At 58.8% G+C, this 24,917-nt stretch carries 22 protein-coding genes and 1 pseudogene; 9 read left to right on the forward strand and 14 right to left on the reverse strand.

Annotation, left to right across the window (positions count from 1 at the left end):
• Positions 1-189: 189 nt before the first annotated feature.
• Both AC1MEE_RS04800 and AC1MEE_RS04805 read right to left on the reverse strand, forming a co-directional pair.
• Positions 190-435, reverse strand: a pseudogene (locus tag AC1MEE_RS04800) (two-component sensor histidine kinase); the annotation flags it as partial.
• An 89-nt stretch (positions 436-524) separates the two neighbouring features.
• Positions 525-1,433 (reverse strand): formate/nitrite transporter family protein, encoded by a 909-nt coding sequence (locus AC1MEE_RS04805; RefSeq protein ID WP_480414117.1) that lies wholly within the window; start codon positions 1,431-1,433, stop codon positions 525-527.
• 153 nt (positions 1,434-1,586) lie between these two features.
• On the opposite strand from AC1MEE_RS04805, the gene AC1MEE_RS04810 reads away from it, so the two are divergent.
• Positions 1,587-2,072: an N-acetyltransferase family protein gene (locus AC1MEE_RS04810; protein ID WP_480414118.1), complete on the forward strand. Its 486-nt coding sequence runs from the start codon at positions 1,587-1,589 to the stop codon at positions 2,070-2,072.
• Positions 2,073-2,119: 47 nt separating this feature from the next.
• Positions 2,120-3,232, forward strand: a complete 1,113-nt coding sequence (locus tag AC1MEE_RS04815; RefSeq protein WP_480414119.1) for an NAD(P)/FAD-dependent oxidoreductase — start codon at positions 2,120-2,122, stop codon at positions 3,230-3,232.
• Here AC1MEE_RS04815 and pncA read toward each other — a convergent pair.
• Both pncA and AC1MEE_RS04825 read right to left on the reverse strand, forming a co-directional pair.
• On the reverse strand, positions 3,223-3,873 hold the full coding sequence (gene pncA, locus AC1MEE_RS04820; protein WP_480416151.1) for a bifunctional nicotinamidase/pyrazinamidase: 651 nt from the start codon (positions 3,871-3,873) through the stop codon (positions 3,223-3,225). The genes AC1MEE_RS04815 and pncA overlap by 10 nt on opposite strands.
• Positions 3,873-4,838: a D-2-hydroxyacid dehydrogenase family protein gene (locus AC1MEE_RS04825; protein WP_480414121.1), complete on the reverse strand. Its 966-nt coding sequence runs from the start codon at positions 4,836-4,838 to the stop codon at positions 3,873-3,875. The genes pncA and AC1MEE_RS04825 overlap by 1 nt, the downstream gene beginning before the upstream one ends.
• A 462-nt stretch (positions 4,839-5,300) precedes the next feature.
• On the opposite strand from AC1MEE_RS04825, the gene AC1MEE_RS04830 reads away from it, so the two are divergent.
• Positions 5,301-5,651, forward strand: a complete 351-nt coding sequence (locus AC1MEE_RS04830; RefSeq protein ID WP_480414122.1) for a hypothetical protein — start codon at positions 5,301-5,303, stop codon at positions 5,649-5,651.
• 74 nt (positions 5,652-5,725) lie between these two features.
• Positions 5,726-6,964 carry an ISL3 family transposase gene (locus AC1MEE_RS04835; RefSeq protein ID WP_480410596.1) on the forward strand — a complete coding sequence of 413 codons (1,239 nt, stop codon included), beginning with the start codon at positions 5,726-5,728 and terminating at the stop codon, positions 6,962-6,964.
• A 185-nt stretch (positions 6,965-7,149) separates the two neighbouring features.
• Here AC1MEE_RS04835 and AC1MEE_RS04840 read toward each other — a convergent pair whose 3' ends face one another.
• From AC1MEE_RS04840 to AC1MEE_RS04850, 3 genes are all read right to left on the reverse strand, one after another.
• Positions 7,150-7,803: a DUF1345 domain-containing protein gene (locus AC1MEE_RS04840; protein ID WP_480414123.1), complete on the reverse strand. Its 654-nt coding sequence runs from the start codon at positions 7,801-7,803 to the stop codon at positions 7,150-7,152.
• Positions 7,804-7,908: 105 nt separating this feature from the next.
• Positions 7,909-9,261 carry a glucarate dehydratase gene (gudD, locus tag AC1MEE_RS04845; protein ID WP_480414124.1) on the reverse strand — a complete coding sequence of 451 codons (1,353 nt, stop codon included), beginning with the start codon at positions 9,259-9,261 and terminating at the stop codon, positions 7,909-7,911.
• Between the two features lie 90 nt (positions 9,262-9,351).
• Positions 9,352-10,680: an MFS transporter gene (locus AC1MEE_RS04850; RefSeq protein ID WP_480416152.1), complete on the reverse strand. Its 1,329-nt coding sequence runs from the start codon at positions 10,678-10,680 to the stop codon at positions 9,352-9,354.
• Positions 10,681-11,019: 339 nt separating this feature from the next.
• Here AC1MEE_RS04850 and AC1MEE_RS04855 point away from each other — a divergent pair, with 339 nt between their 5' ends.
• On the forward strand, positions 11,020-11,733 hold the full coding sequence (locus tag AC1MEE_RS04855) for a FadR/GntR family transcriptional regulator (protein ID WP_480416153.1): 714 nt from the start codon (positions 11,020-11,022) through the stop codon (positions 11,731-11,733).
• Between the two features lie 154 nt (positions 11,734-11,887).
• Here AC1MEE_RS04855 and AC1MEE_RS04860 read toward each other — a convergent pair whose 3' ends face one another.
• Entirely contained in the window at positions 11,888-12,205 is a 318-nt protein-coding gene (locus tag AC1MEE_RS04860) for a helix-turn-helix domain-containing protein (RefSeq protein WP_480414125.1), read from the reverse strand.
• Between the two features lie 420 nt (positions 12,206-12,625).
• Here AC1MEE_RS04860 and AC1MEE_RS04865 point away from each other — a divergent pair, with 420 nt between their 5' ends.
• Entirely contained in the window at positions 12,626-13,729 is a 1,104-nt protein-coding gene (locus AC1MEE_RS04865) for a sugar diacid recognition domain-containing protein (protein WP_480414126.1), read from the forward strand.
• 120 nt (positions 13,730-13,849) lie between these two features.
• Positions 13,850-14,989, forward strand: a complete 1,140-nt coding sequence (locus tag AC1MEE_RS04870) for a glycerate kinase (RefSeq protein WP_480414127.1) — start codon at positions 13,850-13,852, stop codon at positions 14,987-14,989.
• Positions 14,990-15,180: 191 nt separating this feature from the next.
• On the opposite strand, the gene AC1MEE_RS04875 is transcribed toward AC1MEE_RS04870, so the two are convergent.
• The 3 genes from AC1MEE_RS04875 to AC1MEE_RS04885 form a co-directional block, all read right to left on the reverse strand.
• A complete protein-coding gene (locus AC1MEE_RS04875) occupies positions 15,181-15,648 on the reverse strand; it encodes an AraC family transcriptional regulator (RefSeq protein WP_480414128.1) in 468 nt (155 codons plus the stop codon).
• 142 nt (positions 15,649-15,790) lie between these two features.
• Complete coding sequence (locus AC1MEE_RS04880) at positions 15,791-16,060, reverse strand: DUF2790 domain-containing protein (RefSeq protein WP_480414129.1); 270 nt, start codon at positions 16,058-16,060, stop codon at positions 15,791-15,793.
• A 448-nt stretch (positions 16,061-16,508) separates the two neighbouring features.
• Positions 16,509-18,038, reverse strand: a complete 1,530-nt coding sequence (locus tag AC1MEE_RS04885) for an MFS transporter (RefSeq protein WP_480414130.1) — start codon at positions 18,036-18,038, stop codon at positions 16,509-16,511.
• Positions 18,039-18,161: 123 nt separating this feature from the next.
• Between AC1MEE_RS04885 and AC1MEE_RS04890 the strand changes: the two genes are divergently transcribed.
• The gene (locus AC1MEE_RS04890; RefSeq protein ID WP_480414131.1) at positions 18,162-19,046 is read left to right on the forward strand and encodes a LysR family transcriptional regulator; all 885 of its coding nucleotides are present in this window, start codon (positions 18,162-18,164) and stop codon (positions 19,044-19,046) included.
• A gap of 46 nt (positions 19,047-19,092) precedes the next feature.
• Entirely contained in the window at positions 19,093-20,118 is a 1,026-nt protein-coding gene (locus AC1MEE_RS04895; protein WP_480414134.1) for a Fic family protein, read from the forward strand.
• A gap of 171 nt (positions 20,119-20,289) precedes the next feature.
• On the opposite strand, the gene AC1MEE_RS04900 is transcribed toward AC1MEE_RS04895, so the two are convergent.
• The 3 genes from AC1MEE_RS04900 to AC1MEE_RS04910 all read right to left on the reverse strand — a co-directional run bounded on the left by AC1MEE_RS04900 (position 20,290) and on the right by AC1MEE_RS04910 (position 24,628).
• Positions 20,290-21,612, reverse strand: a complete 1,323-nt coding sequence (locus tag AC1MEE_RS04900) for a beta-galactosidase (RefSeq protein ID WP_480414136.1) — start codon at positions 21,610-21,612, stop codon at positions 20,290-20,292.
• Positions 21,613-21,734: 122 nt separating this feature from the next.
• The gene (locus AC1MEE_RS04905; protein ID WP_480414138.1) at positions 21,735-23,192 is read right to left on the reverse strand and encodes a mannose-1-phosphate guanylyltransferase/mannose-6-phosphate isomerase; all 1,458 of its coding nucleotides are present in this window, start codon (positions 23,190-23,192) and stop codon (positions 21,735-21,737) included.
• Entirely contained in the window at positions 23,192-24,628 is a 1,437-nt protein-coding gene (locus AC1MEE_RS04910; RefSeq protein WP_480414140.1) for an undecaprenyl-phosphate glucose phosphotransferase, read from the reverse strand. Before AC1MEE_RS04910 ends, AC1MEE_RS04905 begins: the two co-directional genes overlap by 1 nt.
• Positions 24,629-24,917: the final 289 nt, after the last annotated feature.

The raw sequence follows: 24,917 nt of genomic DNA on the forward strand, positions 1-24,917 counted from the left end.
TACCTGGTGAAAGTTTTCTAAGCTTTCACCAGGTACCTATCGGAGACCATTGTCATGAACACAGAAGCTACCGTCGCCATCGATCTGCCCCAAGCTCATCGCCGCTCAGCATGTGCGTCCTTATGTGAAAAGCAACAAAAACGACTTCGCCGATGCCGAAGCCATCTGCGAAACTGCGCAGCGCCCTACAACGGTGCGCATGTCGAAGGTCATGCTGGTGACCAGCGCATCGATCAACTGGTCGCCTTGGAAACGAGAAAAAAGGTGCTGACGTTGCATCAGGGAATGGCGGGCGAGGTTGCTCAGGTATCGCGTGACTTCCCAATACAGCACACCCATCAGAATGCAGCTCCAGGCGACGAACAGAAAACTGTATAACGCCAGCAGGCGGCTGCTCGAAGAGCGCCAGCCCTTAGAGGGGTTCAGCAATGACATAGCCCGAGCCTCGCACGGCCCTTAAACGTTTCGTCACTTTTTAAAAAAAGTTTATGTTGCTGCGCAGGCGCTGGAAGTCCTACAGCCAATCACTTCTTCAACCGCTCAGGCTCAACCGTTTGCGCTCCCTTGCGGGATGGCTGTCGTCCCTTTTCCCCCTTGCTGGGCGCTCCGCTTTCGCTGCGGATCTGTGCATGGCTGATCAAGGCAAAAATAAAACTGCCGCCGATGATATTGCCGGCCAGGGTCGGTCCGGCGAAGGTCAGCCAGAAGTCCTTCCACGGCAGCTGACCGGCGAACACCATGTACGAGACCTCGGCAGAGCCGACGATGATGTGGGTGAAATCGCCCAGCGCCATCAGGTAGGTGATGAGGATGATGATCCAGATTTTCGCGCTCTCCATGGACGGGATCATCCAGACCATGGTGGCGATCATCCAGCCGGAAACGATGCCTTTGGAGAACATCTGGCTGACGTTGTTTTCCATGACTTTGTGGCCGATATCGAGAAACGCCGCATCGGTTTTCACATCGAAGATCGGCAAGTGCAGCATGACGTAGGCCACCAGCAGGGTGCCGGTCAGATTGCCCACCAGCACCACCCCCCACAAACGCAACAGTCGGCCGAAATTGTCCAGCGTCGGTTTAGTCATCACCGGCAGCACGGCGGTCAGGGTGTTCTCGGTGAACAACTGCTGACGCGCCAGAATCACCGCAAGAAACCCTGCCGAATACCCCAGACTGGCAATCACCTTGCTGGTATCGCCTTCGGGCAGCCGCGCGGTGAACAGCCCCATGGCCATCAGCGACAAGCCCATGGTCAGACCGGCGGCCAGGGCCGACCACCAGAGCGCGGCAACGCTGCGCTCCAGCTCCTGATCGCCCTGCAGGCGAATGATTTCGTGCAGTACCGCGGCACGCGGGGGCTGGTTTTTGTCAGCGTTTTTTTCTTCTTCAGCGGACAGGCCTGGGGTCTTGCCATTTTCTTTGCTGTCCATAAAAGTCCTCGACTCGAGTTCAGTAACATCGCGCAGTCGTGCATCGAATGCTGCATAGCGCTGATGGTTAAGACACAATTCGCTGCTGAGCGTTCGCCCTCCGAGGCGAGAGCATTTCGCTGAGTCAAACTGTTCAAATTCAGGAGAGTGACCGTGAGCATCCATATCCGCGAAGCGACCAGGGCCGATGCCGAGGTTATTCTGGGTTTTATCACCGAACTGGCGATCTACGAAAACGCCGAGCACGAAGTATTGGCCAGCGTGGCGGATATCGAGCGCAGCCTGTTCGACGAGCCTTCGCCGGCACGGGCCCTGATCTGCCTGCTGAATGATGAGCCGATCGGTTTCGCCGTGTACTTCTTGAGCTATTCCACCTGGCAAGGGCGCAAGGGCTTGTATCTGGAAGACCTGTTCGTTTCGTCACGCCATCGCGGTGTCGGCGCGGGCAAGAAATTGCTCCGGCATCTGGCGAAACTGGCGTACGACAGCGGCTGTGGCCGTTTCGAATGGAGCGTGCTGGACTGGAACACGCCGGCCATCGACTTTTATAAATCTATCGGTGCCGAGCCGCAGGAGGAGTGGGTGCGCTACCGACTGGCTGGCGAAACCCTGAAGAGTTTTGCGTTGGGCGATGCTTGAAACACGGCCTGACAACCATGCCTGACAACAAATAGAGAGGCAGACCGGTGAGCGTCGATATCGAGTGTGTGGTGGTGGGTGCCGGCGTCGTCGATCTGGCCGTGGCGCGTGCCCTGGCTCGGGCGGGGCATGAGGTGATCGTGGTCGAGGCGGGCGAAGGCATCGGCGTCGGCGCCAGTTCGCGCAACTCCGAAGTGATCCACGCTGGCATCTATTACCCGGCCGGCAGCCTCAAGGCGCAGCTCTGTGTCGAGGGCAAACATCGGCTGTACGACTATTGCGCCAGCCACGGGGTCAGCGTGCGCCGGGTCGGCAAATTGATTGCGGCTGCGGACCAGGAACAGCATCGGCAACTGCACGGCTTGCTTGAGCGCGGACTGGCCAATGGCGTCGATGATTTGCAGATGCTCGACCGCGATCAGGCGCGAGCGCTGGAGCCGCAACTGGAGTGCGTCGCCGCGTTGCTTTCACCTTCCACCGGCATCGTCGATTCCCATGGCCTGATGCTGGCCCTGCAAGGCGATGCCGAGACGGCTGGTGCTGCGCTGGCGTTTCATACGCCGTTGCTGGCGGCGAAGGTCATGGGCGACGGTTTTCTACTGGAACTCGGCGGCGAATCACCGATGCAGCTGTCCTGCCACTGGCTGATCAATTCTGCCGGCCTGTCGGCGACCACCGTGGCGCGGCAAATCGAAGGTTTGGCGGCTGATTTCATTCCCCAGGCTTACTTGTGCAAGGGCAGCTATTTCACCTTGAGCGGTCGTGCGCCGTTCAAGCACCTGATTTACCCGGCGCCGGAAGCCGCAGGCTTGGGCGTACACATGACCCTGGACCTCGGTGGCCAGGCGCGTTTCGGGCCGGACACAGAGTGGGTCGACGACGCCGACTACCGAGTCGATCCGCGTCGTGGTGATGGCTTCTACGCGGCAATCCGCCGTTATTGGCCCGGCCTTGCGGACGGTAGCCTGCAACCGGGCTACAGCGGCATGCGCCCGAAAATCTCGGCGCCCGATCAGCCGGCCAGTGACTTTGTCATCAGCGGCCCGGGCGAACATGGCGTACCCGGCCTGGTTAGCCTGTTCGGCATTGAGTCACCGGGGCTGACCTCCTGCCTGGCGCTGGCCGAGCGGGTGCTGCGCAAGCTCGACCTTCAGGCCTGAAGCACCTCGATAGACTCGATGCGCTGCACGCCCGCCGCCAACATCTCCTGCCACGCCTTGTCCAGTGAGCCCTGCAGATCAATGGCCCGACAGGCGTCGGCGATAACGAAGGTATTGAAGCCAGCAGCGCGCGCATCCTGTGCGGACCAGGCCACGCAAAAGTCCAGGGCCAGACCGACCACGAACACACTATTGATATCGCGCTCCTTGAGGTACCCGGTCAGCCCGGTGCTGGTGCTGCGGTCTGCTTCGAGAAACGCCGAGTAACTGTCGATGTCGGCGTTGCAACCCTTGCGCAGGATCAGTTGCGCCTTGGGCAGATCGAGATCGGCATGCAACTGCGCGCCTTGGCTGCCTTGCACGCAGTGATCGGGCCAGAGGGTTTGCGGGCCGTAGGGCAAGTGAATGCTGTCGAACGGTTTGCGCTCGGCATGGCTGGAGGCAAAGGAAATATGCCCGGTCGGGTGCCAGTCCTGAGTGATCACCACGTTGCGAAAGCGTGCGCCCAGACGGTTGATCAACGGCACCAGCGCATCGCCATCGGCCACCGCCAACTGCCCGCCGGGCATGAAGTCGTTCTGCATGTCGATGACCAGCAGTGCGCAAGAAGGGTCAGACGGGGAGATAGCAGTGGAGCGCATCATGTCAACACTCGAATCGGCTTGCCGTCGTGCCAGGTCTGGATGCCTTCGATCATCTGGCTGAAGAAGGTCCGGTAGTTGTTCTCGGTGACGTAGCCGATATGCGGCGTCGCGAGGACGTTGTCCAGGTGGCGGAACGGATGGTCGGCGGGCAGCGGTTCTGGCTCGTAGACATCCAGCGCAGCTCCGGCAATACGACGTTGTTGCAGCACGCTGATCAGCGCTGCTTCGTCAATGATCGGCCCGCGCGCGGTGTTGATCAGGTAGGCGCTGGGCTTCATCCAGCTCAGCGCCTGCGCGTCGACAATGCCGCGGCTGCGGTCGCTGAGCACCAGATGCACTGACAGCACATCCGACTGTTCGAACAATTCTTGCTTGCTGACGTAGGTCACGCCGGATTCCGCCGCGCGCTCGGCCGTGAGGTTTTCGCTCCAGGCGATCACTCGCATGCCGAACGCTTGAGCATAGTTCGCGACCCATTTGCCAATGCTGCCCAGGCCGAGAATCCCCAGCGTCTTGCCGTACAAGTCGCCACCCAGGCCAATCTGCCAGCCGCCGTTACGTAAAGAATTGGCTTCGCTCAGCAGATTGCGGGTGATGCCCATGATCAGCGCCCAGGTCACTTCCGGGGCGGCGTTCTTGTAGCTGTCAGTGCCACACACCTGGATGCCAAGCCGTGCTGCTGCCGGGAGGTCGATCGCGGCATTGCGCATGCCGCCGGTGACCAGCAATTTCAGGCACGGCAGTTGGCTCAACAAGGCTTCGTTGAAGAGGGTGCGCTCGCGCATGACACAAATCACCTCGAACGACTCCAGACGCGCCACCATGCTGGCGGTGTCTGCCGGGAACTCATGCAGGAAGCTGACCTCGCCAATCGAATCGAGGACGGTCCAGTCCACCACACCACTGGCTACCGATTGCCAGTCATCAAGGACGGCGATCCGTAAGAGGGAATGTTCAGTCATTGGTTTGCCTCGCCAAAGAAACGCATTGGAATTATTCGTGGGGCCAACAATAACGCCAGAGCGCCAGCGAGCGAAACAGAGTCAGGCTGGTTTGATCGAGAAACTCGATATCAGACTTGCGGCCAGGACAACAGGAAACTGCCGGTCTTCTATAGGAGATCCCGCCCCGTCTCCGACGCCGCGCTGTCGCGCAGCAAACTTGGGCTCGATTCTGCCCGGAGGGCGTAGGAGCTGACTTGTCTGCGAAAAGGGCCGAAGGACCTTCCAGCGGTGGTGAATTCACCATTTTTGCCAGCGCTTCGGTCAAGCGCGACCCCGGACGGATCGCAGACAAGTCAGCTCCTACAGATTGCGAAAATTCACTTCATATATTCCAATCACTTACAGGTTGTTTGGGGGGCCTCGCCGCGTCTTCCACGCTGCGCTATCGCGCAGCAAACACGGTCAATTGTAGGAGCGCGCTTGCCCGCGATGGACCGCGAAGCGGTCCCGAAAATGCTGAACACAGTTCTATTGCCAGAATCGAGTTCGCTGATTTTGCGACTGCTCCGCAGCCGATCGCGGGCAAGCGCGCTCCTACAAAATAATCTTTTTATTTCAGCTAGCTATGCATTGTTTGATGAGAGGCCTCGCCGCGTCTTCCACGCTGCGCTGTCGCGCAGCAAACACGGTCAATGTAGGAGCGGGCTTGCCCGCGATGGACCGCGAAGCGGTCCCGAAAATGCTGAGCACAGTTATATTGCCAGAATCGCGTTTGCTGATTTTGCGACTGCTCCGCAGCCGATCGCGGGCAAGCGCGCTCCTACAAAATAATCTTTTTATTTCAGCTAGTTATGCATTGTTTGAGGGGCTTCACCGTTTTGAGTGGGTAATCTATTCTCCTCCCCATGAGAGATATTGATTTATATGCCCAAATTCTTGGGCTCCAGGCACCGTGGAAAGTGGTCGCAGTTAACCTTGACCGTGCGTTGGGGCAAGTCGTTGTCGGCGTTGGAGTATCTGATGCTGCTGCGTTCACCTGTCCGCAATGTGGCCTGCACGCTTCGCGTTATGACAAACGCAAACGTCGTTGGCGGCATCTTGATACGTGTCAGTTCGTGACCATTCTAGAGGCTGAGGTGCCCAGAGTTCATTGCGCCGAGCATGGCGTGGTGACTGTCGAGGTCCCGTGGGCAGACGCTGGTTCAGGTTTCACCTTGATGTTTGAAGCATTGGTGATCAACTGGATCCAGGAAGCCAGTATTCAGGCGGTCTCGCGTCAACTCCAGACAAGCTGGGGCAGCATTGACCGGATCATGGCTCGCGCCGTCAGACGCGGATTGGCGCGTCGAAAACCGTTATCACCGACCCAGATATGTGTGGACGAGACTTCGTTTCAAAAGCGTCGCGAGTACGTCACCGTGGTGACCGACCCCGCAACGGGTCAGGTCTTGCATGTGGAAGACGGCAATCTCACCCAGAGCCTGGAAGCGTTTTATACGAAGCTCAATAGCGACCAGAAGCAAGCTATTACGGGCGTTTCGATGGATATGTGGCCCGCCTTTATCAGCGCGACCCAGCGTCATATTCCGGATGCCATGCACAAAATAGCGTTCGACAAGTTCCATGTGGCCAAGCTGTTGAGTGAGGCGCTGGACAGGGTGCGTCATATGGAGAACCGCGAGTTGCTAAAGGCAGGCTCCACGGTGCTCAAGAACACGAAATACGTCTGGCTTAAGCGGGCCGAAAACATGACCGAGCGGCAACAGGCAACCTTCGAGTCGTTGCGAGAGGGTTCGTTGCGTACAGCCAAAGCTTGGGCGATCAAGGATCTGGCCATGCAGTTGTGGCGAGGTAAGGATCGGGATGAGGTCGAACAACAGTGGAACCACTGGCTGGAATGGGCCTTGAACAGTGGGCTGCCACCGATGTGGAAAGTCGCCAAAACGATCAAGCGACGACTGTGGGGCATCGTCAACGCCATCGTGTTGAACCTGCATAACGGCCATGCAGAAAGCATGAACGCACGCATTCAACGGCTCAAGCAACGCTCTTGCGGGTTTCGAAATCGGGAGCGTTTTCGCAATGCCATTTACTTTCATTTTGGTGGTTTGGATTTATACCCGGAACGTCTCCAAAACTCATAACACCCACTTGATCCGGTGAAGCCCCTTGTTTGAGGAGAGAACGGTGCCTGAGGGGGGTGAGGGTAGAAAAGTAATCGTTTTATTGACGAACTGCCGATTTCTAATCAAAAACTCGGAAAATTAATCGAATCGGAACAATTTCACGGACGTTTAAGTGGCTGACATGCAATAGCCGACAACACCCCTCAACTAAACAACCCCGCCGCGATGTTGATCGAGAAACCCAGGATTGCGGTGTTGAACACAAAACCGATCAGCGACTGCGCCAGCACGGTCTTGCGCATGTTCCGGCTCGCGACGCCCACGTCAGCGGTTTGCACGGCGACGCTGATGGTGAAGGAGAAGTACAAGAAGTCCCAATAGTCCGGGCGCTTCTCACCATCGGCGAAGCGCAGGGCGGGCTCCCTGGTGTTGGCGGTGTAGAACAGACGGGCGTAATGCAGGCTGAAAATCACTCCGGTGACCAGCCAGGAGCCGATGACGGTCAGGCCGGTAAAGCCATAGTGCAGCGCCTTGGCGGAGGTACTCAGGTCTTTGCTGCCGACCAGCTCCAGGGTGATGGCCGCAAGGCTGGCAATCGCCGCTGTGCACACCGTCGCCAGCACCAGTCCGGCATTTTCGTCCTCGATAATCGCGAAGCGTTTGACGTCCTCGGAGTCTGCGCGAAGAGTCAGCCACATCATCAGGATCAGGTAGGTCCATACACCGATGTTCCAGCCGATCAATATGTGCGTAGTGATCGTGAGGCCGGGAACGATGAAACTGCACAGGACACCGCTGGCGCAGCCAACCAGTCCGGCAACGGTAAGGCGAGGGTGGGTGCGGCCAAGATGGGGCATCGGAGGGCATCGCAGTCAGGGTCTGCACGAACCTTAGCACGACCCTCAGCGGCAGAAGAAAAAACGGCGCAGAGCTGATTCCGCGCCGTGGGTTACAGCTGCGACTTACCGTACCAGGCACGGCCGCTTGTTGTTGAACGACCACCCCGGAATCAGAAACTGCATGGCAACGCTGTCATCTCGAGCGCCCAGTCCCATGCCTTTGTACAGCTCGTGAGCCTGCGCCACCTGGTCCATGTCCAGCTCGATGCCCAGGCCGGGCTTTTTCGGCACCTGCACGCAGCCGTCGACGATTTGCAGCGGGGCTTTGGTCAGGCGCTGGCCGTCCTGCCAGATCCAGTGAGTGTCGATGGCCGTGATCTCGCCTGGCGCCGCGGCCGCGACGTGAGTGAACATCGCCAGGGAAATGTCGAAGTGGTTGTTCGAGTGCGAGCCCCAGGTCAGGCCCCATTCATGGCACATCTGCGCCACCCGCACTGAGCCCTGCATGGTCCAGAAATGTGGGTCGGCCAACGGGATGTCGACGGACTGCAACTGGATCGCATGACCCATTTCGCGCCAGTCGGTGGCGATCATGTTGGTGGCGGTCCTCAGGCCCGTGGCGCGACGGAATTCGGCCATGACTTCGCGGCCGGAAAAGCCGTTTTCCGCACCGCAAGGGTCTTCGGCGTAGGCCAGGACATGTTGCTGATCGCGGCACAGGCAGATCGCCTCTTTCAGTGACCAGGCGCCGTTGGGGTCCAGGGTGATGCGCGCATCCGGGAAGCGTTCGGCGAGGGCGGTGACCGCTTCGATTTCCTCTTCGCCGCGCAACACGCCGCCTTTGAGTTTGAAATCCTTGAAGCCGTACTTCGCGTGGGCCGCTTCAGCCAGACGCACCACTGATTCGGTGGTCATGGCTTCTTCATGGCGCAGGCGAAACCAGTCGTTGTCGGCGTCGGGTTCGTTGCGGTAGGCCAGGTTGGTCTTGTTGCGATCGCCGACGTAGAACAGGTAGCCGAGCATCTTCACTTCGTCGCGTTGCTGGCCTTCACCGAGCAACGCGGCGACCGGTACGTCCAGGTGCTGGCCGAGCAAATCCAGCAAGGCCGCCTCCAGGCCGGTGACCGCATGAATGGTGATGCGCAAATCAAAGGTTTGCAGGCCACGGCCACCCGAGTCGCGTTCGGCAAAGGCCTGGCGCACCTGATTGAGAATTTTCTGATAAGTGCCGATCGGGCTGCCCACCACCAGCGAACGGGCGTCTTCCAGAGTCTGACGGATGCGCTCACCGCCGGGTACTTCGCCGACACCCGTGTGCCCGGCGTTGTCCTTGAGAATGACGATATTGCGGGTGAAAAACGGCCCGTGGGCGCCGCTCAGGTTCAGTAACATCCCGTCGTGGCCGGCCACGGGAACGATCTGCATGCTGGTGATGACGGGGGCTTTGCCAACGGTCTGGGGATTCAAGGTGGTCATGGTGTGATCCTGTAAAAAATACGTGTTCGTTGGTTCTGGGGGCAGCGCCGAAATCTGAGTCGATCAGTCTCGGCGCGTGGCCATTGGGTATCAGGAGTGGGTCGGCACTGGTTTGCCTGGGATAGCGGCGACGGGTGCGCCCTTGGGTTTGTTGCGCGCGGCAAACACGATGATCGCTGCGATGATCGAGGTGCCGGCCAGGCCGTACAGACCGCCTTGAATCGAGCCGGTGTGTTCTTCAAGCCAGCCAAAGGTCGCCGGCGCGAAGAAGCCGCCGAGGTTGCCGATCGAGTTGATCAGCGCGATGACGCCTGCGGCGATCCGTGCATCCAGATAAGCCTGCGGAATCGGCCAGAACAGCGACGAGGCCGATTTGAAACCCAACGCCGCAAAGCAGATCGCGACGAAGGCGAAGATCGGTCCACCGGTGGTGGACATGAACATCCCGGCAGCCGCAATCAGCAGTGCTACGGCGACCCACGCTTGCTGGTGTTTCCATTTCGCCGAGAACGAGGCGAAGGCGTACATGCCGACAATCGACAGCAACCACGGAATGGAATTGAACAGCCCGACCTGCATATCGCTGAGGTCGCCCATCTTCTTGATGATGCTGGGCAGCCAGAAGGTGGCGGCGTAGATGGTCAGCTGGATGAAGAAGTAGATCACGCAGAACAGGATAATTTGCCGATCCTTGAGCAGGGTAGTCAGCGACGGCTTGATCGGCGTGGCGGCTTCGCGCTCCAGTTGTTCGGCGTCGATGGCATTGACCAATGCATTCTGTTCGTCGTGGCTCAACCATTTGGCATCGTGGGGCTTGGAGTCCAGCCAGAACCAGACGAAGAAGCACAGGCTAACCGAGACCATGCCTTCGATGAAGTACATCCACTGCCAGCCGTGCCAACCCAAACCGCTGATTTGCAGCAGCGCACCCGACAACGGACCGGAGATCAGCGACGCGAATGCCGACCCACTGAGGAAGATGGCGATAGCCTTGCCGCGCTCGACGCCTGGCAACCAGCGAGTGAAGTAGTAGATGACGCCGGGGAAGAAGCCCGCTTCAGCGACGCCCAGCAGAAAGCGCAGGATGTAGAAGTGGGTTTCGTTGTGGATGAACGCCATCCCGGCCGCTACCAGGCCCCAGGTGAGCATGATGCGAGTCAGCCAGATTCGTGCGCCGACCTTTTGCAGCAGGATATTGGAAGGGACTTCAAACAGCGCGTAGCCGATGAAGAACAGGCCGGCGCCCAGACCGTAGGCGGCAGCGCCGATGCCCAGGTCGTGTTCCATATAGGTTCGAACGAAGCCGATATTGACCCGGTCGATGTAGTTGACGATGAACATGATGACGAACAGCGGCAGTACGCGGCGCTTCACCTTCGACACTGCCGAAAGCAGCGCTGAATCGGCGCCGCCGTTCATCCTGGCATTGGATGTATTCACAATCGGATCTCCCACTCGTTATTTTTATGCGGGTTGAGTCGCAACAAGGTCATGTGCCTGGTTGACAGTCATCATACAAGTAAAATTTGACGACGCAAGAGGGTCTGTGGCTGTTATTTCCAGCTATTGCTGTATTCGACAGCTTTTTTCTGTGGGTTGGCGATCTTGGTGGGGCAAGATATTTTTATGTCGTCATACAAGTTGGTAGGGTTTTGTGAATCCCGCTGATAGCGCTTGTTGCATCAGGTTATTGCGCCCGAAGCAGGTGGTATGATCCCGGCAGCGCAGGTTTCAGCGTTTTATTTGGACATCATTCGTATGCAAGACCCGACCCGAGCCGCCCCCAAGCGGCGTCCGCACAGCCTGGCCACTGATCTGGTTACGCAATTGAGCCAGCGAATCCTGCTGGGCAAGATCAATCCGGGTGAAAAACTGCCTTCGGAGAGTGAAATCGTGCGCGAGCACGGCGTCAGCCGCACGGTCGTTCGCGAAGCGATTTCCAAGTTGCAGGCGTCAGGACTGGTTGAAACCCGCCATGGCATCGGCACCTTTGTGCTTGAGCATCAAGGGCAGACCGGTTTGCGCCTGAAGGTGGAAACCGCAGCCAGCGTGCGTGACATCATCGAACTGCGCATCGGTCTGGAAACTCAGGCAGTGGCGCTGGCCGCCCTGCGTCGTACCGATGAGCAACTGGCGGCCATGCGTCAGGCCCTGGATGACTATCAGGACCTGCTGGCCAAGGACGACAGCTGCGTGGAAGCGGACAGGCGTTTTCATCTGTTGATCGCCGAAGCCACTGGCAACCCGTGCTTCATCGAGATCATGCAGCACCTGGGCAGCGCCATGATCCCGCGCAGCCGTATTGCGTCCAGCGAGCGCGCCGGGACCAGCCTCGCTCACCACGGCTACCTGGCCAACCTCGAACATGAAGCCCTGCTGAGCGCGATCCGCCGCCAGGACCCTGACGCCGCCCGCGCCGCCATGTGGACCCATTTGAGCAACAGCCGCGAACGGCTGGCGCCGGCGGAGTAGACGTAAGGGCAAGCTGCAAGTTATAGGCTTAAGGCTTGCAGCTTGCAGCTTGCAGCTTGCAGCTTGCAGCTTGCAGCTTGCAGCTTGCAGCTTGCAGCTTGCAGCTTGCAGCTTGCAGCTTGCAGCTTGCAGCTTGCAGCTTGCAGCTTGCAGCTTAAAGTTCCAGCTGATCGGCCCGAATGCCAAACGCTATGGCGATCTTTTCCCGGGTGATCTTGCGCGGCTTGGCGACCGCTTCCTGTTGCGCATAAGCCGGCTGGGAAATGCCCAATCGCTTGGCGACTTCTTCCTGCGTCAGATCCAGATACTCACGCCATGCCCGGATCGGTGTTGCACCGTCGACCATCAGGCTCACGACTTCGTGAGGGATCAAATCATTCCCGCCGTGCTGACTGAGGTAGTCCTCATAGGGAATGACGACAAAAGCCGGCTTGCCGTCCGGGCCGTTGATGATTTGTACGTTGTTTTTCATAATAAATATAAGTTTTATATAAGTTTTTTTTGAATTTTACTTATAAAAACCCAATCAAGCTAGCCCGGCGTAAATTTTGCCCGTCGCAATCATCTGTAGGAGGGCCCGCCCCGTCTTCGACGCCGCGCTGTCGCGCAGCAAACTGGGTCGCGATTCTGCCCGGAGGGCGTAGGAGAGACCGGGACGCGTAGTTTTGTCTGCGAAAAGGGCCGAAGGACCTTCCAGCGGGGGTGAATTCACCATTTTTGCCAGCGCTTCGGTCGAGCGCGACCCCGGACGGATCGCAGACAAGTCAGCTCCTACACCCGACCGAGTTTGCCGAGCGACAGCGCGGGATCTCCTACAGAGAATCAGGCAGACTCCCCGACATCCAATAAAAAAGTGTTTCCATAAACACATTCACCGCAACCGGAGTCTTTTATGTTCGCCCTCGATCACGACCTTGCGCAGGACATCGTCGACCGTGCCATGGCGATTCTGCCGTGCAACGTCAATGTGATGGACTATCTGGGCATCATCATCGGCAGTGGCGAGGCTGATCGGTTGTATACCCGGCATGAAGGCGCGCAGTTGGTGTTGGCCAACAGCCGGGTGGTGGAGATCGATTCGCAGACGGCCAAGCATCTGAATGGCGTGCGTCCCGGGGTCAATCTGCCGTTGATGCTCGATCAGAAATTGGTTGGCGTACTGGGCATCACGGGTGAGCCGGATGAGGTGCGGGTCTATGGCGAGTTGGTGAAGATGACCGCCGAGATGTTGATGGAGCACCGGCGCCAGCAGGCGGATCAGCAGTGGCGACATCAGCGCAGCGAGGACCTGCTGTCGCGGCTGTTGCTGCCCGACTGCCCTGACAGCCAGGTCGACGAAGCCGAGCATCTGGGGCTGCAACCGCAATTGCCGCGTCAGGCGGTGTTGATCGAACTGCCTGCGCAAACGCCTGCGGCCAGTCAGATCGTCACCTGGTTGAACGCACGTTATGCCCACAGTTGGTGTGTCGCACGTGAGCCGACGTTGTTGTACTGGTGTCGGGCCGCAGGCAAGGAGCGCGATGATGCGCTGCTGCTGGAGCAGTTCGACGAACAGGGCTGGCCGGTGTTGCGCATGGTCACGGTCGAACAGTCGACAGATTTGGCGGCGTTGCGTCAGGCCTGTGCAGCGGCCCGCGACTTGCTCGACTACGCGCGCCATGTTCATCCCCAACAACGGCTTGTACGTCTGGCGGTCCACCGGCTGGCGGTACTGTTCTGGCGCTATCGCAACGATTGGCTGGCCCAGGGCGTGGCCGAACCCATTACCCGCCTGCAAGAGAGCAACAGCAGCCAGTTGCTGGAAACCCTGCGCAGTTGGTTCGATTACAGCGGTGAAAGCCAGGCCTGTGCCGATGCGCTGGGCATCCACCGCAACAGCCTGCGCTATCGACTGGAGAAGGTCGCCGAACTCAGCGGTTGCGACCCGTACAAAACCGACGACTTGCTGCGCCTTTATCTGGGTTTGCAGATGACGCCGCGCATCGCCGCCGACTAAATCAGGTCGCGCCGTTTTGTTCCAATGACCAATAACGGCTGACGTTCCTTGTGCGAAGGTCAGGCGGCAAATGTCGACCAGAGTGAGAACATCCACCCATTACGGATAGGAAGACTCCCCATGAAAATCGTCATCGCCCCCGACTCTTTCAAGGACAGCCTGAGTGCTCAGGGTGTCGCCAGTGCCATCGCCAGTGGCCTGGCTGAGGTTTGGCCAGGCGCCGAGTTGGTCCAATGTCCGATGGCCGACGGCGGCGAGGGCACCATTGAGGCGATTCTGGCGGCGTGTGACGGGCAATGGATGAGCGCCAACGTCAGTGGGCCGCTGGGGGTTGCCGTCGATGCGCAGTGGGGCTGGCTGGAGCAGACCCGCACCGCAATCATCGAAATGGCCATGGCCAGCGGCCTGCAACTATTGACTCTTGAGCAGCGGGACGCTTGCCTGAGCAGCACGCAAGGTACCGGCGAGTTGATCCGCGCGGCGCTGGATGCGGGCGCGCAACGCATCATCCTGGCGATTGGCGGCAGCGCGACCAATGATGCGGGCAGCGGCATGCTTTCGGCGCTGGGCGCGCGGTTTCTCGACGGCAACGGTCAGCCCGTGGCGCCGGGTGGTCTGGCCTTGGCACAGGTGCAGCGGATTGAGCTGGACGGCCTCGATGTCCGGTTGCGTGACGTGCGTTTCGAGGTTGCCGCTGATGTCGACAACCCGCTGTGTGGTCCTCAGGGTGCTTCGCATATTTTTGGCCCGCAAAAGGGGGCATCGCCGCAGCAAGTGCTGGAGCTGGACGCAGCCCTGGGACATTTCGCCGATCATTCGGCGCAGGTGCTTGGTCAAGACCTGCGGGACAACCCTGGTTGCGGCGCGGCAGGAGGCATGGGCTTCGCTGCCAAGGCGTATCTGAACGCGACCTTCCGCCCCGGCGTCGAAGTGGTGGCCGATCTGGTGGGTCTGGCCGAAGCACTGGACGGTGCCGATCTGGTGATCACCGGCGAAGGCCGTTTCGATGCCCAGACCCTGCGTGGGAAAACCCCGTTCGGCGTCGCTCGCATCGCCCAGCGCAAGGACGTGCCGGTGATCGTGCTGGCCGGGACCTTGGGCGAGGGCTATGCCGCCTTGTACGAACATGGCATCAGTGCAGCCTTCGCGTTGACCAGTGGTCCAATGACCCTCGATCACGCCTGCCGCAATGCCGCCAGCCTGCTGCATGCCCGCGCCCGCGATCTGGCGCGGGTCTGGCAGTTGGCGGCGTCGCGCTGACAGATGGATGATTCTGTCTGGCGAACCCGGATCAACTGTAGGAGCTGCCGAAGGCTGCGATAGGCCGGGGTCGCGCTCGACCGATACGACCTTCAAATTATCCAAAATTGCGACCGCTGTGCGGCCGATCGCAGCCTTCGGCAGCTCCTACATGGGTTCTGTGTGACTCCAACAAAAAAACAGTGATTGAACTACAGAGGCTTCACCGGAACACACAGCTCACACGCCATCACCCCGGTCACCGGATCGTAGCTGGAATTTTCCGCATAACGCTCGAAATAAGGTCCTCCATCCGATTGCACGCCATTGGCGGGCAGCTCGCTGAAAAACCGCATCCAGGCCCCACCCATCTCCGCCCCGGTACCATTGAATCGAGCGACGGCAAACTGACCGCCAGGCAGGGTGCGAACCAGGACTTTCGGGGGCGCGTCAAAGCTTTCCGGCACTTCGACGCAGGCGTCATAGCGGCATTGCTCGGCGGGCGTGATCTGCGGATCATCAAGGCCTATGCCAAAACGAACCTGCTGCAGCAGACCGTTCTGCTCCATCCAGACGCCGAACACTTCACGCCAGAACACACCGATAGCCGGGCCGTAAGGACCCGTGAGGCGCATGTAGGCAATCCGCACGGGCGGCAATTGTTTGATCGTGATTTCCATGGGGATTTCCCTCATCTCGTTGGAGCGCTGATGATAGATCAGGCGCGCCGTCGAGTGTCCGATCAAACTCGATGGTGGCGGTGGCACGAGCCCTCGATGCGCGCAGATCCGGCCATGGCCGGTTGGGCGTCCGGGTGCAGCTTCAGCCCATATTGTTGCAGCCGCTGCCGAACTCTTCGAAACGTACGGTGTGGGTTTTGCCTGAATGGTCTTCATAGGTCATCTGCACCGGTTGAATACCGCAGAAGCCCAAGTCCGGAGCCGCGATCACCCGAGCGATATCCAGTTGGGTGGAGTAGCTGTAGTCCTCGACCTGGTTGACTGATTTGAAGGTGTCACTGGCCGCCGAGGCCGCGCCGCTGACAGCAAGGAGGGAGAGGGCGATCAAGGTGCCTTTCAGGGAAATTTTCATGGTGAGGTTCTCGTCGTGGGACAGGTTGAGTTTCATGAGCCTGTACGACGAAGGCGGAGGGGGGTTATTCCCGCGCTGTGAAAAATAATTTGAAAGAAATACATCTGACTTGTAGGAGATCCCGCCCCGTCTTCGACGCTGCGCTGTCGCGCAGTAAACTGGGGCTCGATTCTGCCCGGAGGGCGTAGGAGAGACCGGGACGCGTAGTTTTGTCTGCGAAAGGCCGGGGTCGCGTCCGACACGAAGGACCTTCCAGCGATATCGTGTCCAGCCATTTTGCGACTGCTTCGGTCGGACGCGACCCCGGACCGATCGCAGACAAGTCAGCTCCTACAGGGAGTCAGCGTTTGGCTGAAAATTTCATAATTTTTATTTTTTGTTTTTCAACGAGTTATAGGTTGTTTGGCGTTCCGCCCGGCGAGTGGCTCAAGCGGCACGAATAACCGGATCAGGCGGAACTCATCTGCACCGCTGGAATCGGGTTGCGCATCAGCGTGCCCACCAGCAGTGCGCCAAACAGCGCCAACAGCCCGGCCAACTCCATAATCGTGCTGAAACCGGCAACGAATGCCTGTTGCGCCAAGGGCCGGATGATCAGCCGCGCATTCTCTGTCAGCGGTTGCATCGCTGCGACCATGTCACCGGCTATCACGCGCGATGCGATGTGATCGGTTTGCGCCAGCCAACCGGGGGCATTGAGCTGCAGGCTGCTATTCAATGCCTGTTGCGTGTGGCTGGCCAATACCGCGCCGAACACTCCGATGGCGAGCATGATCGCGCTGAAGCGCATGGTCGTGCTCATGCCCGACGCCATGCCGGCACGGTCGCGGGGTACGCAGGCCATGATGTTCTTCTGTGTATCGCCATTGAGCAAGCCGGCGCCTGCCCCGGTAACGGCGATGGCGCAGGCGAAACCCAGATAACCGCCCGCTGATGCCGCCCAGGCACTGAGCAGGTTGCCGCAGCCAACCAGGGTCAGACCGAGGGTCATCATGCTGGCCGGTGACAGCACGCTGGACAGCCGCGAGCCGATTTTCGGGAAGGTCAGCATGGTCAGGGCGAACGGCAACATGCCCAGCCCGGAAGCGATGGCGGTGAAGCCCAGGCCGTTCTGCAAGTAGAACGGCAACAGCGTCATCATCACCTGAGCGCAGCCGGCGTAAGCGAACATCCCCAGCAGTGCACCGATGAAACGCGGATGCTTGAACAGTTGCAGATCGACCATGGGCCGACGTTGCAGGCGCTCGACCACCACGAACAGGGCCATGAGCAGCACCCCGCCCAGCAGACGCAGGGTGGTCAGTGAGTTGTCCCAGCCAATGCGATTGGCCTCGATCAAGGCCCAGATCAGACACAGCAGACTGCCGCTGAAGGCCAGGCTGCCCCAAGGATCGAGCCGCGCCGATTGTTCGTTGCGTGACTCTTCGATGTTGCGCCACACCATGGCTACCAGCAGCAAGCCCACCGGCAGGTTCAGGTAGAAGATCCAGCGCCAGCCGACGAACGAGGCAATCAGGCCGCCAACGGTCGGCGCCGCGGTCATCGCCACGCCCATGCACGCCCCCCAGAACGCCCAGGCCTTGGCCCGCTCGGTCTCGTTATGGAACACATGGCCGATGGTCGCCAGCGCCGAGGTCAACAGCAGCGCGGCGCCCACACCCTTGATCGCCCGGGCAATGTCGAGGAACACAATGTTCGGCGCCGCGCCACAGCCCACCGAGGCCAGGATGAACAGCACCAGGCCGCTGAGCAGGGTCTTTTTCCGGCCAAACCGGTCGGCGATGCTACCCGCAGGCAACAGCAACGCAGCGAAGGCCAGCATGTAGGCGCTGACCACCCATTCGATATCGGCGAAATTCGCCCCCAGGTCACGGGCGATGCTCGGCAAGGTCACGGCCACGATATTGGTGTCCAGGACGATAAGCGAGCAGACACCCGAAGCCGTCAGCAGGGTCATGCGCGGGCTGAGCGTTTTCATTTAATTTCCTGGCACTGATACATGGTTGCTTTAGAGGTAACGTTGTTGGCAAGCTTATCGCGGCGATCTCAGCTTTTTATTAGCTGCATCTCAGCACTTCATTACCTTTGAGCTAATGCAGCTATGGAAATACGCCACTTTCGCTACTTTCTGGCCGTTGCCAAGCACAAGAATTTCACCCGCGCTGCCGAACAGCTGGGCATCGCGCCGCCAACCCTGACCCGGCAGATTCAGGATTTGGAAAGCGAGCTGGGCACACGCCTGTTCCTGCGCCTGCAACGCGAGGTCAGCCTGACTGAGGCGGGCAGGGCCTTGCAGGTAGAGGCGGAGCTGGCCGTGCGTCAGTTCGAGGCCACACAGCTCAATGCGCAGCGGGCAGGGCGTGGTGAGACTGGGCATATCGAACTGGGCTATGTCGCCTCGGCGGTGTTTTCCGGTTCCCTGCAAAAACAGGTCAGCAGCTTTCGCCAGCGTTACCCGGACATCGGTTTCGCTATCCGCGAGAGTCTGATGCCAGCCTTGCCAACCCTGATCGAGGAAGGGCGGCTGGATGTCGGTTATATCCGCTCACCCATGCATTTACCCGAGTCCCTGAGCACCGTCAGCCTGTTGGTAGAGGGCTTCGCGTTGGCGCTGCCGGACAGCTCTTGGCTGTGTCGCCTGAAAGAAATCAACGCGGCGCATTTGCAGAACGAAACCTTCATCCTCCCCGAACAGATCTCCGGCACCTTGCAGATCGCTGCACAAGGTGGCTACGCACCGAAACTAGGGCCTCAACCGGGTGGATTGGTCTCGGTGGTGGCGTTGGTGTCCTTGGGGCAGGGCGTGGCCGTGGTCCCGGAATCGGTGGTGGATCACCTCAAACTGCCTAATGTGGTGTATCGGCGTATCCATGACTGTCACCCTTCGTCATTCTTGTCGCTGGTCTATCGACGTTTTGAAAAGGCACCAGCGGTGGCGCACTTCATCGAATACGTAAAGTATTTCAGCGAGACAACCCATGATTAACCCTGCACATTTCTGGAACGTGAAGATTGATCATGGACTTTAGTAAATGAAGAAATACCAACCACCGTTGACACTGACCCCACAGATGCTCGCCCTCGTCGCAGATATCAGCGAACAGGTGGGTCGTTTGTCGGCGTTGTGGGAAACGACGCAGACCCCAATGCTGAGGCGTGGCAATCGCATTCGTACCATTCAGGCTTCGTTGGCTATCGAGAACAACACGTTGAGCCTGGAACAAGTGACTGCGGTGCTGGACGGGCAATGGGTGCTTGGTCTACCTCGTGAGATTCAGGAAGTGCGCAATGCCTTCGCGACTTATGAGGCAATGCCTGGATGGAAACCCGATGTCCGCTCTGACCTGTTACAGGCTCACGAGCTATTGATGCGTGGCTTGATCGATGACGCCGGTCAGTTTCGTCGGGGCGGGGTAGGGATCTATCGCGGTGACCGATTGCTGCATATGGCTCCTCCGGCCAGTCGCGTCGCGACACTCATGGATGATTTGCTGGGTTGGCTGGAGGGGGCTGACCTGCACCCGTTGATCGCCAGTTGCGTGTTCCATTACGAATTTGAATTCATTCACCCCTTCGCGGACGGCAATGGACGAATGGGCCGACTCTGGCAAACCCTGATCCTGAGTCAGTGGCGTCCAGTGCTGGCGTATCTGCCGGTAGAAACGGTGATTCGTGATCAGCAGGATGCGTATTACGGTGCGCTATCTGCGGCAGACCAGCTCGCCGAAGCGACACCTTTCGTTGAATTCATGCTGGGTGCCTTGAAGCAGGCGTTGAGCGATGTGGATCAGACCGCACAAGTAACCGAACAAGTAGCCGCACAAGTAACCGACCCGGTAAAAAAACTACTCAAGGTTCTCGCAAGCCATCCTTCGTTCAAATCCGGCGAGCTGATGGATCAATTGGGCCTCGTTCATCGGCAATCATTTCGTAACACGTATCTCAACCCGGCATTGGCGGCAGGGCTGGTGGAAATGACCGATCCCGACTCGCCCCGCAGTCCTGCGCAGATGTATCGGTTGACTGAGCGTGGCCACACACTGCTGAAAACGTCGTAATGACGTTTCATGACCCTTTCCCAAACAGAAAGGGTCATGGAGAAATGATGAATTTTCAGTCCAGCCCCTCCCGCCCACAATCCCCCCACGTGGGAGCAGGCTTGCCTGCGAAGAGGCCAGCACTGCCGGCAAGGCTCCATCAGGCATCGCAACGGGCGGGGGGCTGCTCTCCTACCGCCAGACCAGGATTTGCAGGCTCGGTTTCAGTGCAGCGGTAATCCCGTGTTCGTTGCTCAAAACGGTTCGGGTGCCGATCAAGGGGTCCAATAGCGCGGCTGATTTAATGCCGGGCAGTTGCAGGCTGGTGCCGCTGGCGCTCCAGAACATCAGGATGTGAACGCCATCGGCGCGGGTCCAGGGTACAGCGTACAGGTCCACCGGCGCTTTGTTCATTGCGGGTGGATCGGCGGGCACCAGGCGCGGGCCGGTGATGGTGAGGAAGTTATGCAGCGCGGTGTACACCGGCTTCGGGTTGCCCTGCAGGTCCAGCAGGCCATAGAACTGGTCGCGGAGGCTGGCGCGGGAATCCAGATCGCTGAGGTTGAAGAGGAAGATGCGTTGGTAGTCCATCGCGCTCATCAGCGCCAGGCGTCTCAGGGTGTAGTCAGACTGCTCGTCGACGGTGATCAGCGCTTGCGTTTTTTTCGGGCCGGTATAGCTCGACCAGCCCCATTCGGTGGCCCAGACCTGTTTCACACCCTTGGCGTGCAGGGCGTTGTTGATAAAGTTGGCGCGGACCAGAAAATCACCGTCGGCCGGCGAATCGCCTTCGGGGAACTCGGAATAGGGGTGGTAGGCCGCAACGATGTCCTGATTGCCCAGACCCATGGTCAGCAGTTTTTCCAGCATCAGCCCTTGGGTGCCTTGCATCTGGCTGTAATAGGCCATGCCGGCGGTGACGATGGTTTTACCGGGCATGGCCGCACGGATGGCGCTGGCAGTGGTGATCAGCAGCTTGTCGTAAGCCTGTGGATCCTCCTGGGGCAGCCAGATGATGTTCGGCTCGTCCCACACCTGCCAGTTGTTCACCTGCGGGTAACGTTGGGCCAGCATCACCATGCGTTCGGCGAAGGCGTTGAAGTCTTTGGGCGGGTACTGATCGCTGTTGGACGCTCCAGGAGGGCCGCTACTGACAAAGGGCGCCGAACCCACGAGATAGGTGACGGTGTTGTAGTGGTGGGCCTTGACGGCGTTCATCGCCACGTCCAGATCGGCGAGGTTGTACTGCCCTTGCTCGGGTTCGAGCGCAGCCCAGTGCGTCGTCAGGCGTACCCAGTTCAAGCCCAGCTGATCGAGCCGGGTCATCTGCTTTTCAGATATATCGGATGAGAAATACTGGAATTGGGCGTTGACCCCTAGAAAGTCTTTCCACTCCACGGCATGCGGTGCATGCAGGATGGTTTGAGCGTCGGCCGTCTGGGTCCACGGCACAGCGCATAGACCAATAGTTGTCACGGTCAGTAGCGGGAGCAACGTAAAGGATTTACGCCACATGCAATTTTCCTCCGCACGCTTCTTGGGATAATTGTTTGAAGCGTTCGGGCGTGTGGCTCCGGACTCGTTCGCTTCCCATTTCGCTGGCGTGTCGAGTCCAGCGGACTGCCAGTGTCGGTTTTCTAAGTCTTGGCGGGCTCCTCGGGGACACGGCCATAGATGTCGGTGAAACGAACGATATCGTCCTCGCCCAGGTACTCACCGCTCTGTACTTCGATCATGACCAGGTCGACTACGCCAGGGTTGATCAAGCGGTGGTTGCGGCCAGGTTTGATAAACGTCGACTCGTTGGTATCAAGCAGAAACTCACTGTCGCCATTGGTCACTTTCGCCATACCGCTGACGACAACCCAGTGTTCGCTGCGGTGGTGGTGCATTTGCAGCGACAGCGACGCCTTTGGCCGAACCATGATGCGTTTGATTTTGAAGCGCTTGCCTTCCTCGAGCACGGTATATGTCCCCCACGGCCGGGTGACGGTGCGGTGCAGACGGTAAGCATCGTGGCCCTGACGCTTGAGTTCCTGGGCGATGACTTTGACCTCCTGGCTGCGCTTGGCATCGGCAATCAGCAACGCGTCAGGGGTGTCGATGATGATCAGGTCATCCAGACCGATACCGCCGACCAATCGCCGTGGCGAGTCTATGTAACAGTTGGTCACGTCACGCAGCACCGTCTGACCGTTGCATTGGTTGCCGTCGGCATCGGCCGGGCTCAGTTCACGTAGGGCCTGCCACGAACCGATGTCGTTCCAACCCAGCTGACAAGGGATCACGGCGACTTTTTGCGAAGGCTCCATCACTGCGTAGTCGATGGAAATATCCGGGGCTTCGGCGAACAGTTCGCTGTGCAATTCCACCTGCAATTCGTGATTGCCTTCCTTGCTGAGGCTTTGCGCCAGGCAGGCGCTAACCGTGGCCAACACCTGCGGCGCGTGCGCCTGCAGTTCACGCAGCATGGTGTCGGCGCGCATGCAAAACATCCCGGAATTCCACAGGTGCAAGCCACCGTCGAGGTAACCCTGAGCGGTGTCGGCGTCCGGCTTCTCGATGAAGCGCTCCACTTGATAAGCCGTCGCGTTGAGGACCTGGCCCTTTTCGATATAACCGAAGCCGGTTTCAGCTTTGGTCGGCACAATGCCGAACGTTGCTATCCAGCCTAGATCGGCCAGCTCCCGCGCCACGTTGACGGCTTGAGCGAAAGCCTCCAGGTCCTTGATCAAATGATCGGCCGGGAGAATCAGCAGGTGCGCATCTTCGCCATACAAGCGGGCGACATGCAGTGCCGCAGCCGCGATGGCGGGTGCGGTATTGCGCCCGAAAGGTTCAAGGATGAAGTCCAGGTTCGCATTGCTTTTGTTGAGGTGGCGATAGTCGTCCACCGTGCGGAAATAAACGTCGCGGTTGGTCACCGTCAGGATTCGGTTGACGCCGGCCAGCCCGGTGGCTCGGACGAAGGTTTTTTGCAGCAGGCTTTCACCGTCGGGAAGACGCATGAAGGGTTTGGGCATGGCTTCGCGAGAAACCGGCCACAGCCGGGTGCCAGCTCCACCAGCGATAATGCACGGGATGAGTATGCTCATCAATAAACCTCACGAGTGAATAGCACTGCCGGAACAGTGCGGAAAAGGATGTACAAATCGAACCAGACCGACCAGTTTTCTATGTATTCAAGATCGAACTCGACACGCTTCTCGATTTTTTCCAAGGTATCCGTCTCTCCTCGGTATCCGTTGATTTGTGCCAGCCCGGTAATGCCCGGTTTGACTCGATGGCGTGAGGTGTATTCCTTGACCGCTTCTTCAAAAAGAATGCCGGCGGCTTTGGTTGCGGTGGCATGGGGGCGCGGTCCGACCATGGACATACTGCCCGCGAAGACGTTGAACAGTTGTGGCAGTTCATCAAGGCTGGTCTTGCGGATAAAGCGCCCGACCCGGGTGATCCTGGCGTCGCCCCGAGTGGTTTGTAACTCGGCGTTAGCATCGGCTTGATCCTGGTGCATCGAGCGAAACTTGCAGACCTCGATCAGGCGGTTGTTGTAGCCATAGCGTTTTTGCCGGAACAGTACCGGTCCAGGGGAGTCGAGCTTGATCGCCATGGCCACGATCATCATCACCGGTGCGAGCGACAGCAAAGCGAGGCTCGATACCAGCATGTCCTCCAGCCGCTTGAAAAATGGCGACCAACCGTGCAGCGGTACTTCGGACGCATTGAACATCGGCAGTTTGGCAACTTCGGTGATTCGGTTGTGGGCATGCCGGAACGCAATCATGTCCGGCACCAGTAGCACGTTGACGGGCAACCTGCGCAGCTCACGAATGATGTAGTCCATGCGGTTTTCCGCGGACCAGGGCAGGGCGACCAATACCTGCGTGACTTTCTCTTCGCGAATCAACCGTTCCAGGTCGCCGGAGTTACCCAACAGGGGCAAGTTGGCCATGGTTTTGGGCATGCGTCCGATGCGGTCGTCGATAAATCCGGAAACCCCGGAGCGAATGTCTTGATTCTGTGCCAGGTACTCGGCCAGACGCTGACCGTTTTCAGTCGCGCCGAGGATGATTGCGTTCTGCAGGAAGAAACCCTTTTGCATCAGGTGCTGGAACGCCATCAACAGCAAAACTCGCTCTATGCCGAACAACACAAAGCTGCCCACGAACCAGAGGGCCAATTGCGTGTTGGAGACGGAATTGAGCAGTGACAATCCCTGACGCATGAACAGCAGCAGGCAAAACGCCGAAGACCAGGCGAACAAGGTCAGGCGAAAGCGCAGGAGATTGCTGAAGATGGACTCGGAGTAGACGCCAATCGCCTGAAAGATCAATACGCTGATGACGCCAAAGAAAATCAGCACCGCAAAATAGCTGTTCAGCGCGGTGGGGTGGTCGTTCTGCGCGATCGCCAACATCACCAGCCCGGGCAAAATGCAGCTCATGCCGTGCACCAGGCGAATACCGAAGAGAAAGTATTCGACCAGACCGGTTCGTGTTAGCAGAAGACTGTCGACAGGTTGCAAGCGCATAAAACGTTCCCACCCCTTTAGTCATGAACTCAGTGCCTGATCCCACGGTACAGCGGCAGATATTCATTGGAGAAGTCAATAAAATGACGTATGCGCCTTCTTGCTCCACTATAGCCAATATTCTGTCGAATTAAACACGGCCAGTGATTTCATTTCAATGGTGATGTGTACCCATGCAGCTTTTTCTCCGACAAGGGGTCAACTATTTCTGCAACCCTCCCCCGAAAAAAATCCAAATGGGCGGCGTAATGGAAGTAAAGCCGATGAAGCAGCCTGTGTCGTTCCGTGA

This window comes from Pseudomonas sp. ASL3, assembly GCF_056680425.1.

Coding starts and splice junctions, on each gene's coding strand:
- AC1MEE_RS04805 (WP_480414117.1), bottom strand. CDS start 1,433: ATGGACAGCAAAGAAAATGGCAAGACCCCAGGCCTGTCCGCTGAAGAA.
- pncA (WP_480416151.1), bottom strand. CDS start 3,873: ATGCGCTCCACTGCTATCTCCCCGTCTGACCCTTCTTGCGCACTGCTG.
- AC1MEE_RS04825 (WP_480414121.1), bottom strand. CDS start 4,838: ATGACTGAACATTCCCTCTTACGGATCGCCGTCCTTGATGACTGGCAA.
- AC1MEE_RS04835 (WP_480410596.1), top strand. CDS start 5,726: ATGAGAGATATTGATTTATATGCCCAAATTCTTGGGCTCCAGGCACCG.
- AC1MEE_RS04840 (WP_480414123.1), bottom strand. CDS start 7,803: ATGCCCCATCTTGGCCGCACCCACCCTCGCCTTACCGTTGCCGGACTG.
- gudD (WP_480414124.1), bottom strand. CDS start 9,261: ATGACCACCTTGAATCCCCAGACCGTTGGCAAAGCCCCCGTCATCACC.
- AC1MEE_RS04850 (WP_480416152.1), bottom strand. CDS start 10,680: ATGAACGGCGGCGCCGATTCAGCGCTGCTTTCGGCAGTGTCGAAGGTG.
- AC1MEE_RS04855 (WP_480416153.1), top strand. CDS start 11,020: ATGCAAGACCCGACCCGAGCCGCCCCCAAGCGGCGTCCGCACAGCCTG.
- AC1MEE_RS04860 (WP_480414125.1), bottom strand. CDS start 12,205: ATGAAAAACAACGTACAAATCATCAACGGCCCGGACGGCAAGCCGGCT.
- AC1MEE_RS04865 (WP_480414126.1), top strand. CDS start 12,626: ATGTTCGCCCTCGATCACGACCTTGCGCAGGACATCGTCGACCGTGCC.
- AC1MEE_RS04870 (WP_480414127.1), top strand. CDS start 13,850: ATGAAAATCGTCATCGCCCCCGACTCTTTCAAGGACAGCCTGAGTGCT.
- AC1MEE_RS04875 (WP_480414128.1), bottom strand. CDS start 15,648: ATGGAAATCACGATCAAACAATTGCCGCCCGTGCGGATTGCCTACATG.
- AC1MEE_RS04880 (WP_480414129.1), bottom strand. CDS start 16,060: ATGAAAATTTCCCTGAAAGGCACCTTGATCGCCCTCTCCCTCCTTGCT.
- AC1MEE_RS04885 (WP_480414130.1), bottom strand. CDS start 18,038: ATGAAAACGCTCAGCCCGCGCATGACCCTGCTGACGGCTTCGGGTGTC.
- AC1MEE_RS04890 (WP_480414131.1), top strand. CDS start 18,162: ATGGAAATACGCCACTTTCGCTACTTTCTGGCCGTTGCCAAGCACAAG.
- AC1MEE_RS04895 (WP_480414134.1), top strand. CDS start 19,093: ATGAAGAAATACCAACCACCGTTGACACTGACCCCACAGATGCTCGCC.
- AC1MEE_RS04900 (WP_480414136.1), bottom strand. CDS start 21,612: ATGTGGCGTAAATCCTTTACGTTGCTCCCGCTACTGACCGTGACAACT.
- AC1MEE_RS04905 (WP_480414138.1), bottom strand. CDS start 23,192: ATGAGCATACTCATCCCGTGCATTATCGCTGGTGGAGCTGGCACCCGG.
- AC1MEE_RS04910 (WP_480414140.1), bottom strand. CDS start 24,628: ATGCGCTTGCAACCTGTCGACAGTCTTCTGCTAACACGAACCGGTCTG.